General features: G+C 73.2%; 11 protein-coding genes and 2 pseudogenes. 4 read left to right on the top strand and 9 right to left on the bottom strand.

The genetic code is table 11. The annotated features are described in order from the left end of the window. Positions 1 to 5: 5 nt before the first annotated feature. The 5 genes from ACYVOM_RS31825 to ACYVOM_RS31805 are packed head-to-tail and all read right to left on the bottom strand — an operon-like array spanning position 6 to position 3,864. Positions 6 to 749, bottom strand: a complete 744-nt coding sequence (locus ACYVOM_RS31825; protein WP_460307249.1) for a thioesterase II family protein — start codon at positions 747 to 749, stop codon at positions 6 to 8. Next, positions 746 to 1,819: an alpha/beta hydrolase gene (locus tag ACYVOM_RS31820; protein WP_460307248.1), complete on the bottom strand. Its 1,074-nt coding sequence runs from the start codon at positions 1,817 to 1,819 to the stop codon at positions 746 to 748. The genes ACYVOM_RS31825 and ACYVOM_RS31820 overlap by 4 nt, the downstream gene beginning before the upstream one ends. Then, positions 1,816 to 2,571, bottom strand: a complete 756-nt coding sequence (locus ACYVOM_RS31815; protein WP_460307247.1) for a 2-oxo acid dehydrogenase subunit E2 — start codon at positions 2,569 to 2,571, stop codon at positions 1,816 to 1,818. Before ACYVOM_RS31815 ends, ACYVOM_RS31820 begins: the two co-directional genes overlap by 4 nt. After that, entirely contained in the window at positions 2,568 to 2,834 is a 267-nt protein-coding gene (locus ACYVOM_RS31810) for an acyl carrier protein (RefSeq protein ID WP_460307246.1), read from the bottom strand. The genes ACYVOM_RS31815 and ACYVOM_RS31810 overlap by 4 nt, the downstream gene beginning before the upstream one ends. Continuing rightward, the gene (locus tag ACYVOM_RS31805) at positions 2,827 to 3,864 is read right to left on the bottom strand and encodes a 3-oxoacyl-ACP synthase III family protein (protein ID WP_460307245.1); all 1,038 of its coding nucleotides are present in this window, start codon (positions 3,862 to 3,864) and stop codon (positions 2,827 to 2,829) included. The genes ACYVOM_RS31810 and ACYVOM_RS31805 overlap by 8 nt, the downstream gene beginning before the upstream one ends. A gap of 289 nt (positions 3,865 to 4,153) precedes the next feature. On the opposite strand from ACYVOM_RS31805, the gene ACYVOM_RS31800 reads away from it, so the two are divergent. The 4 genes and pseudogenes from ACYVOM_RS31800 to ACYVOM_RS31785 all read left to right on the top strand — a co-directional run. Continuing rightward, entirely contained in the window at positions 4,154 to 5,761 is a 1,608-nt protein-coding gene (locus tag ACYVOM_RS31800) for a hypothetical protein (protein WP_460307244.1), read from the top strand. A gap of 34 nt (positions 5,762 to 5,795) precedes the next feature. Further along, positions 5,796 to 6,242, top strand: a complete 447-nt coding sequence (locus ACYVOM_RS31795; RefSeq protein WP_460307417.1) for a universal stress protein — start codon at positions 5,796 to 5,798, stop codon at positions 6,240 to 6,242. Between the two features lie 57 nt (positions 6,243 to 6,299). Next, on the top strand, positions 6,300 to 6,866 hold the full coding sequence (locus ACYVOM_RS31790; protein WP_460307243.1) for a universal stress protein: 567 nt from the start codon (positions 6,300 to 6,302) through the stop codon (positions 6,864 to 6,866). Between the two features lie 96 nt (positions 6,867 to 6,962). Next, positions 6,963 to 7,061 (top strand): annotated as a pseudogene (locus ACYVOM_RS31785) (cation-transporting P-type ATPase); the annotation flags it as partial. Between the two features lie 280 nt (positions 7,062 to 7,341). Here ACYVOM_RS31785 and ACYVOM_RS31780 read toward each other — a convergent pair. From ACYVOM_RS31780 to ACYVOM_RS31765, 4 genes and pseudogenes are all read right to left on the bottom strand, one after another. Further along, positions 7,342 to 7,569, bottom strand: a complete 228-nt coding sequence (locus ACYVOM_RS31780; RefSeq protein WP_460307423.1) for an SHOCT domain-containing protein — start codon at positions 7,567 to 7,569, stop codon at positions 7,342 to 7,344. A gap of 126 nt (positions 7,570 to 7,695) precedes the next feature. Continuing rightward, positions 7,696 to 8,532 carry a WS/DGAT domain-containing protein gene (locus ACYVOM_RS31775; protein WP_460307242.1) on the bottom strand — a complete coding sequence of 279 codons (837 nt, stop codon included), beginning with the start codon at positions 8,530 to 8,532 and terminating at the stop codon, positions 7,696 to 7,698. Between the two features lie 40 nt (positions 8,533 to 8,572). Further along, entirely contained in the window at positions 8,573 to 8,881 is a 309-nt protein-coding gene (locus ACYVOM_RS31770; RefSeq protein WP_460307241.1) for a wax ester/triacylglycerol synthase domain-containing protein, read from the bottom strand. Positions 8,882 to 8,960: 79 nt separating this feature from the next. Continuing rightward, positions 8,961 to 9,137, bottom strand: a pseudogene (locus ACYVOM_RS31765) (phosphotransferase); the annotation flags it as partial. Positions 9,138 to 9,145 lie beyond the last annotated feature (8 nt).

Below are 9,145 nucleotides of genomic sequence, written 5' to 3'. Positions count from 1 at the left end.
GAAGGTCAAAGGATCGCGGCGCGTATCGCCTCGGCTACTTCTCCTAGCCTCGGCGTCAGGTAGAAGTGGTCGCCTTGCAGCACCTTCAGCTCGAACGGCCCGGCGGTGCTGTCCTGCCAGGCCAGGGCGTCGCCGATGGGGACGAGGGGGTCGCGGTCGCCCGCGAGCGCGGTGACGGCGCAGCCGATCCGCGCGCCGGGCTCGGGCACGTAGGCGCGCAGCGCCCGGTAGTCGCCGCGCAGCGCCGGGAGGACCAGCTCGCGCAGGGCGGTGTCGTCGAGGAGTTCGCTGGAGGTGCCGCCGAGCTGGAGCACCTCGGCGATGAGCGCCTCGTCGTCCAGCAGGAGGGCGGGATCCACGCGGGTGCGCGCGGGAGCGCGCGCCGCCGAGACGAACAGCCGGTCCGGCGCGAGCCGCCCGGACCGCACCGCCTCGAAGGCGATGAGCGCGCCCATGCTGTGCCCGAACAGGGCGGCGGGTCCGGGTCCCGGCTCGGCGCGCACCGCCTCGGCGACCCGCTCGGCCGTCTCGCGCAGGTCGCCGGGCACGGGCTCCCTGCGCCGGTCGAGCCGACCCGGGTACTGCACGGCGAGGACCCGCACCCGGGGGGCGAGCGCCCTGGCCAGGGGGGCGAAGAAGCCCGCCGATCCCCCGGCGTGCGGAAGGCAGACCAGCCGGGGCGCGTCCGCGGCGGCGGGCGCGAACGCGCGCAGCCAGTCGCCGCTGACGGGCGCGCGCGCCGCCGTCACCGTCCCTCCCGTGCCGCGGCCAGCGCGGCCTCCAGGCCGCCGACGAGCGCGGGGTCGGCGTCGGGCCGCATCCGCAGCACGGCCAGCAGGCTCCACAGCCGGGTCTCGGCGAGATGGGAAGGCGCGCCGTGGACGTCGTCGTGCTCGATGACGCGCAGGTCGGGAAGGGTCGCGCGCAGAAGCGCGAGATCGCCCTGCGGGATGATCTCGTCGCGGCGCGCCGCGACGACCGCGACGGGGACCTTGACCGACCGCAGCAGGTCCGGGTCCAGCGCCCAGTCCCGCACCCTCCCGTACACCGCGCCGGGCTCGGTCCCCACGAGGTGGGCGAGGGTGTCGGTCGTGACGGCGGGCACGCGGGACTGCCAGGCGGCGTCGGTGAAGAAGTCGCTGACGGGCGGCCCGTTGCCGACCACGCCGCGGATCCTCGGGTCGTGCGCGGCGGCGGTGAGCGCGGCGTGCCCGCTGAAACTGAGCGCCAGCAGGTAGGACTCCTCCACCCTGGCCTGCGGCGCGAGCGCGTCGAGGATCGCCGGGAAGAGCCGCCAGCTCTCGCGGTGGTAGCGCAGCGGGCTCTCCCCGACGCCCGGAAGGTCCGCGACGGCGCCCGCCATGCCGAAGCCGGCGATCTGCGGGAGCACCGCCCCCCACTGCTCCTTGGGGCTGACGATCCCGCCGGTCATGAGCAGCAGCGGACGGGGTTCGCGCGCGGACAGGCCCGCCGTCCACACCCGGATCCGCGCGCCCTCGAACGGGACGGTCACCGGGACGATGTCCTGGTCGGCCCGCCAGGTGTCGAAGGCCGCCACCGCGAGGTCCAGCGCGCGGGCCCGGCCGGGGCCGTCCACGTAGGGGAAGCGTCCCATGATGTGGTGCTGGGCGGCGGCGAGGTGCGCGCCCTGCGCGGCGTGCTCCAGCCCGGCGCGGATCCACTCGTGCGGCCACGAGCCCGGGGCGTCGCCCTCGTCCCGCTCGATCGCGTCGAGGATCCGGGCGTAGTGGTCGGCGGGCAGGTTCTGGGAGACGGCGTGCGCGACGGCGAACCGCTTGAGCTCGGCGAGGTCGTTCATCCGGGGATGTCCTCCAGCGCTTCCTTGGTCTCGGTGAGGATGTCGGCGGCCTCCGCGCCGTCGATGACCCGGTGGTCGAAGGCCAGCGACAGCCTCAGCACCGGGGCGACGGCGAGCGCGCCGTCCCGCACGACGGGCCGGTCGGCGATCCTGCCGACCCCGAAGGTGAGGGTGGTGCCGCCCACGGAGTGGAAGCCGTCCACGGCACGGTGGCCGAGCGAGGTGACGCTGAACGTGCCGGTGAGCGCCGGGCGCAGGTCGAGCCGGCCGGCGGCGGCGCGGAACCGCTCCAGCGCCTCCGCCGCGGGCCCGTCCCGCAGCGCCCTGATCCCGGCGAACTCCGGCGCGGTGTCGGGGTCGGCGGCCACCGCGCGGTCCAGGTGCGCCTGGATCCCCGCCAGCTCGGTCTTCTCCAGTTCGGGGATCACGGTGGCCAGGACGACGCGCCTGCCGTCCAGCCGCTTGTCGAGCGTCACCTTGGCCGCGATGGTGGGGTAGCGGGCGACGACGGGCTCGGGCGCGGTGCCGGCGATCGCGGCGTTGGCGTCGGGATGGCGGGCCAGCACGCCCGCCGCGGCGTGCACGATGTGCGAAACGACCGAGCGCCGCTCCCCCGCGGCCCGCGCGCGTTCGCGGTCCGCGACCAGGGCCGTCGCGTCGACCTCGGTGTCGAGGAACACCGGGGCGAAGTCGCGGATCTGGTCGAGGAAGAACAGGGTGTGGCGGCGGCGGTCGTCGAACGGGGCGCTCACCGCGTCGCCGTCTCGTGCACGGCGGCGAGGGTGCGCGCCTCCAGCAGGTCGGGCAGCGACAGGGCGGCGCCGGTGCGCTGCTCCAGGGCGACGAGGAGGGTGAGCAGCTTCACCGAGTCCCAGCCGGGCAGCTCGTCCAGGGAGCGGACGAGGTCGGCGGGCTCGACGTCCAGGTCGAGCTCGTCGCGGAGCAGGTCGAGGAACCATCCGGGAGTCGGCTCGGGAGTCGGCTCGGGAGTCGGCTCGGTCGTCGGCTCAGACATCGGCGCTCCGTTCCAGGGCGAGGCCCGACCTGATCCACTTGCTCGACTCGATCGCCACGGCCAGCGCCCGCGAGGGGGCGGCCATGTCCGCCAGGAGCCGTTCCAGCTGGAAGAACAGCAGGGCGTTGCCGGTGTTGCCCGTGTCGGCGACGCACGAGATCTCCTTGGCCAGCGGGAACGCCAGCCGGGTGGTGATCTTGTCGGTCATGACGGGCGACAGCTGCGGCGGCAGCAGGTAGGACACGTCGTCGCGGTCCCAGTCCAGATCGTCGAGCAGCTCCTTCGCCATCTCCTCGGCGAGCTCGGGCACGAGGTGCTCGATGGCCTTGTAGTCCTCGCTGGCGGGCGGCTCGGCGGAGTCTCGGTCGGCGAGGCCGTACCAGCGCAGCGTCTGGCCGGGCCGCCGGTCCAGCCCGCACACCCTGGTCCGCACGGCGCGGACGGCGGGCGCGCCCGGCACGTCCTCGGTGGTGAGGACGGCGGCGCCCGCGCCGTCGCCGAACAGCACGTAGTTGACGAGTTCCTCCGGCGGCAGCGCCGCGAGGTCGGCGGTCACGTCGTAGTGCTTGGCGATGACGTCGCCGCCCAGCACCAGGGCCGTGCGGTAGGCGCCGCTGCCCAGCAGCGCGACGGCGACGTCGATGGCCTGCACCGCGCCCGAGCAGCCCGACTGGAGCTGGAAGGACGCCACCCCGTCGATCCGCAGCCGGTCGGCGACGACGTTGACCACCGTCGGCATGAGGGTGTCGGGGGTCGCGGTGCCGAGGACGAGCACGTCCACGTCCTCCGTCGACAGCCCCGCCCGGTCCAGCGCGCCGCGCGCGGCGGCGGTGGCGAGGTCGGCGAGGGTCTGCCGCTGCTCGCCGGTGGCGAGGTCCAGCGCGAGATGCCGCGTCCTGGTCCCGATGAAGGTGTCGACCCACTGGCGCCACAGCCGGTCCATCCCGAACCGCGCGGCCAGCGCCGCGGTGTCCAGGGGAGGCCCCGGCAGCGCCGTCCCGGCGCCGACCACCCGAACCGTCCGTCCCACCCGGCACCCCCTTCCCAACGTCCATAACCAACACCCCAGACGCTAAGAAACCCTTCTAAAGTCCCCCTAACCCGCCCCCAAACGCACAGTCCACCCACGGTCAGACCAATCCCCACGAACACCCGAGACCGGCAGGTGAATCAGGTGAACCAAGCGGACGGCGGATCCGCCACAACCCGGACCACCGGGATCACCTGGGCATTGGCGAAAGGTGAGTCGTGTCTGGCTTTGTTGGGATTGTGGGGTGTCTCGGGGGCGCGGTTGGGTGAGGGGCGAGGAGGAGGTGCGTGTGAAGTTCACCTGGATGAAGGTCAACGGCTCCGTGGTCGAGGTGGACACGGCGAACCCGAACCACCGGTCGAAGGGTGCGGCGAACCATCTGGCCAAGAACCTCGCGCGGATCTGCGGCGGGGACCTGGCCCGGCTCTCCGAGGCGCAGCGCTGGCTGGGCACCTTCATGCTGGACGGCAGCCGCGCGTCGCAGCGGCGCTACGCCGCGATCGACGAGATCAACGGCTTCCTGTCCCGCGCGGCCCGGTTGAGGTACGTCGAGTTCACCTCCCTGGCAGTGGAGGGCGAGAGCGCGGCCGCGGCACTGCACAGGCAGATGACAGACGCCGCCGTGGACTACCTGATGCTGTACGAGGCCGCCATCCTCACCTCGCGGCCGTTCCTCAGCCCGCTGCTCGTCCGCGGCGGGGAGGCCGCACCCGAAATCCAGCCGCAGGAGCCGCGTGCGGTCTTCGAGGCGCTGCTGTCCCTGCCCGCCGGACCCGCCGAGGGCGGGGTGTGGAGCCGGGACGGCCTGCGCATGCCGATCGCCCGCGCGCTGGACCGGCTCTACCCGCACGGCCGCTCCTGGATCGAGCCGCACGTCCTGGAGGCCTGGCACACCGCGCTCTACACCAAGTGGCAGCCCGGACTCCACCTGCTCCCGCTGATCCGCCGGCCCGCCGAACCCGCCCGAAGCCAACCGCCTTCCACCACTCCCCCACTCCAGCCGTCACCCACCCAGCAGACGCCCCCGCAGAGCCCCGGGGTCGTTCCCGCGCAGAGCACTCCCGTCCGGGTCCGGATCGTCACCACGCAGGAGGCGGAGCGGCAGCCGCAGCCCGAGCCCGACGGGGACCCCCACGATCAGGAACTCACCGCCCCCGCCCAGAGCACCGCCGAGGACGACATCCGGCATGCGAGGGAGCTCGCCCGACTGGAAGCACTGGTCGACAAGCAGATGGCGACGCTCAGTCGCCGCGACCGCGAGGCCCTCATCTCCGTACGGAACGGGGCACCGCTGCCGACGCTGCTCGCCCTGTCACCGACCAACACACAGCGCCTGGCCGCGCTGCGCGCGACGATCACGCAGCGCCGTGCCCTCACGGCCGAGCGGATCGAGCAGTGGGCGGAGGTGTTGATGGCCGACGGCTTCGACCTGCGCGGCATGCCCGCCACCATCAAGCGCCTGAAAGAGGAGGGAAAGACCGCCCAGGCGCACGGCTACGAGTTCCAGGTTCAGGAGACGCTCAAGGCCTGGTCGGAGTACCGGCTGGTCGCGGTGGAGGCCAAACTGCCAGGCGACACCCAGCCATGGCCCCGCAACGACCGCTTCATCGACACCCTCGAATGGATCAGCCCCGGCACCTTCCGGTTCCGCGAGTACAAGGCCTACAACGCGGACCTCAACCTGCCACTGGAAATGCAGACGTCCTTCAGGGACCAGAGCGACGACTACTGGGCGGCGATCTTCGGCAACCCCTTCGGCTACGCCGTCGAGTACATCTTCGAACAAGGCGTCCCCGAATGGGCGCGGAACTTCCTCATCGGCAACGCCCGCCACTTCCACAACGGCCTCGTCCTCACCGACCTCCGCGCCGGGGTCACCGAATACCTGAACGCCTGAGCGGCCCGCCTCGACCGAAGCCCGCCGCCCCGTCATCGTCGTCGGCGCGCGGCCCGAGACCGAGATCCGAGACGTCGTCGTGGGCGTCGACCTCGCGGAGGACTCGCCGGCGTCCACGGACTACGCCCTCGAAGCGGCGCTCAGCCGGGGAGCGCGCCTGCGCGCGATCTACGCCTGGGACTTCCCCGGATCGCCGAACGAACTGCACGGCTTCGACGGGCTCGTCGACCCGGCGGAGGAGCTCGCAAGGCGCATCCGGGACGCGGCCGCGCGCCATCCGGGAGTGGAGACCGAGACCGCCGTGCTGGAGGGGCATCCCGTGGAGGTCCTGGCCGAGGCCGCGAAGGACGCGGCACTGCTCGTCGTCGGCTCGCACGGGCGCGGCCCCGTCAAAGGCCTGATGTTCGGCTCCGTGGGCCACGGAGTCCTGCACCACGCGCACTGCCCCGTCGCCGTCGTCCCCGAGCCCGAAGCGCCGTGACACCGTCGACGGCCAAGGCGGGCCGCCGCCCGCTCCGCAGCGATCGAGGAGACAGTGATGCATCCGGCAGAACCCGTCATCGTCGGGACCGACGGCTCGGCTATCGCCGCCAAGGCGGTGCGCTGGGCCGCCCGGGACGCCGCGCTCCGCGGGCGCGGCCTGCTCATCGTGCGCGCCTGGAACCCCTGGGATCCGTGGCCCTCCGAACTCCCCCGCCGCGAACCCGGCGACGACGCGCAGGAGCCGGACATCGTGCTGCGCGCCGCGCGGGTCATCGCCGAAGCCGAAGCCGGCGACCCCGAGATCAGGACCCAGCCGGTCGACGGGCCCACCATCCCCGCGCTGCGCGCGCTGTCCCAGCAGGGACGCCTGCTCGTCCTCGGCCACCGCGGCGTCGGCCGGGTCGAGGGCCTCCTCATGCTCGGCACCACAAGTCTGGGCGTCGCCTGCCACACCGCGCTGCTCTTCGACCAGCCGCTCGCAGCGCTCACCGAAGAGTCCACCGAAGTCGACCTCATGGTCGTCGGACCGTCGCGCCGCTCAGACCTCAAACCGCACCTCGGCTCCGTCAGCAGCGGCCTCCTCCACCACGCGGCATGCCCCGTCGCGGTCGTGACCCACTGATCGGAGGTGTGCACACGGCCATCGATCTGACGGACGCCGGATGAAGGACGAGCCCGCGGCGGGCCCTACCTGCCCGATCCGCGTGAGCCGCTTCCGGTGCTGCGCCGGGAACTCGACGGCGGACCCGACGGCCTGTCCGAGCGCGAGGCCGCCCGCAGGGCGGCCGTGTACGGGCCGAACGAGGTCCAGCGCAGGCACGAGACCTCGTGCCGAGAAACCGTGGCTTCCCGACCACGCCCGACCCGCCCCGAGCGGCCGGTTCCGAGCGCCGCGCGCAAGCCGGAAGGAGAACGGGGCGTCGGCCGATCAAGTCGCGGAGGATCCGACCGGTGCGCGGCCGGGCGCCGGAGGCGCCGGTGCGGGTCCCGATCGTCCGAACGGCGGCCCTTGGGTCCGACTCAGCGCAGGGTGAGCGGAGCGAAGCCTCCGAGATCTTGCGACGTCGAGACCACCCCCGCAGGAGACGGACCGATCGTCAGGGCCCCAGGGCACTCATCCTGTCCCGGTACTCCTCGACATCGATCTCCCCGCGGGCGAACCGCTCGGCGAGGATCTCCTGCGGCCTTCTCGGGACGGCTGGCCCGCTGCCGCGCTCCGCGGGCGTCTGCCGAGCCATGTAGCGGACGAGAGCGATGATCCCGACCGTGATCAGCACCCACACCAGGAGCATCGAGAACCACATGAGCGGCCAGTAGGCACCCATTCCATATCCCCACATCACGCCCTCTCCTTTCGCGCTCAGCGCTATCGGCAGGACACCCTCAGTATAGGCGCGGGGAGCCTGACCGGCCTCGTCGACGTCGCCGTCGGCCCCGCGCCGAGCGAACGGTCAGCACCCTCGATCATCGGCGTTCTGATCCACCGTCCGGGACCTGCGGTCCGTGACGGTGCCCCAGGCGGAGGCGATGCCGCGGGCGAGTTCCGCGACGCCGGGGCCCGGACCGCGCAGGCCGGTCACGCCGAAGTGGAGCCGGCCTCGGTAGGACACCACGGCGATGGACGTCTCGACGCTCGCGCCGATCGGCACGTAGGGGTGCACCGCGTGGACGTCGCGACCGAGCAGGCGCAGGGACCCGGAAGGGCCCGGCACGTTGGTCACGACCGTGCGCAGGACCGGGCGTGCGAAGGACAGGCCCAGCCGCACCGCCACCGGAAGGAGAACGGGGCTCCGGCCGATCAGGTCGAGGAGGAGCTGGCCGGTGCGGGCCTGCCTCGTGTCCTTGAGATCGGCGGTGCGCCTCCGGATCGTCTGGGCGGCGGCCTTCGGGTCCGGTTCGGCGCAGGGCAGGTCGAGCAGGACCGCCGAGATCCTGTTGGCGCGGCCCGCGTCGTCGCCGGGGCCGCGCACCGAGACGGGCATCAGGCAGGCGACGTCGTGGGGCACGATGGTGCACGCAGGCGGCCATACGCGCCAGGCCCGCCCCGTAACGGCCCGGTCCGGGCGTCGGCGGGCGGACGGGCGGGGCGAGGGCCGCCCGGAGCCCGTCCGCGAGGTCACCGGCGGCGGCCCTGATGCGGCCGTGCGGGCGTCGCGGAACCCAGGGCGTGTGTTCCGGGCCGCGTCGGCGCCTTCGCCGAAGAGCGCGACCAGCAGGCCGATCCCGCCCACGCCGTCGACCGCGCAGTGGTGCACCTTGGCGAGCAGCGCCCAGCGGCCGTCCGCCAAGCCGGTCAGAATCCGCATCCGCCAGGGCGGCACGCCCAGATCAAGGAGCCTCGAAGAACGGGCACGCGGCCGACGCCAGATCGTCCGAGCCGGGAGGGAGCGCGGCCTCGTCGAGATGCGCTCGCACGTCGAACGCCGGATCACCCTCCCAGTACGGCCTCCCCGGCGCCGCCTCCCTGACCCTGCGCCGATAGCGGGGAAACGCGCCGAGCAGCCCGCCGACCGCCACGCCGAGTTCCCCGAGACCGGGCGCGGGACCCGAGCAGACCACGGCCGCACCGACATGCAGCGGTTCCCGAGCCGACTCGGCGAAGTAGCAGGCCGCATCCAGAGCTTCGAGCCTGTCCACCTCTCGCCGCCTTCCCCGTGCGCCGCCCCCGGGTGTCGGGGTCGATGGTCTGGAGAGGGACTCCGCAGTAGGCGGCGGGTTCGCCTTCGATGTCGGTGTTCCGCAGTGCTCTGACGAATTCGCCCAGGTCGCGTGCCAGTGCTTCTGGTGCGGTGAATGCGCCTTCCCCCGGGTTGTGGCCGTCGATCCACCGATGGACCGACCACGCCCAGGCGTAGCCGTGCGCGGATCGTCCGTGCGCGACCACGGTCGGCATTTCGCAGA

It is taken from the genome of Actinocorallia aurea, assembly GCF_054783995.1.
The sequence above is the reverse complement of the archived record's forward strand: the minus strand, read 5'-3'. Positions and strand labels throughout refer to the sequence as shown.

Excerpts from the sequence above, each read along its gene's own strand:
- ACYVOM_RS31820 (WP_460307248.1), bottom strand. The coding sequence starts at position 1,819 with ATGAACGACCTCGCCGAGCTCAAGCGGTTCGCCGTCGCGCACGCCGTC.
- ACYVOM_RS31810 (WP_460307246.1), bottom strand. The coding sequence starts at position 2,834 with ATGTCTGAGCCGACGACCGAGCCGACTCCCGAGCCGACTCCCGAGCCG.
- ACYVOM_RS31790 (WP_460307243.1), top strand. The coding sequence starts at position 6,300 with ATGCATCCGGCAGAACCCGTCATCGTCGGGACCGACGGCTCGGCTATC.
- ACYVOM_RS31780 (WP_460307423.1), bottom strand. The coding sequence starts at position 7,569 with ATGGGTGCCTACTGGCCGCTCATGTGGTTCTCGATGCTCCTGGTGTGG.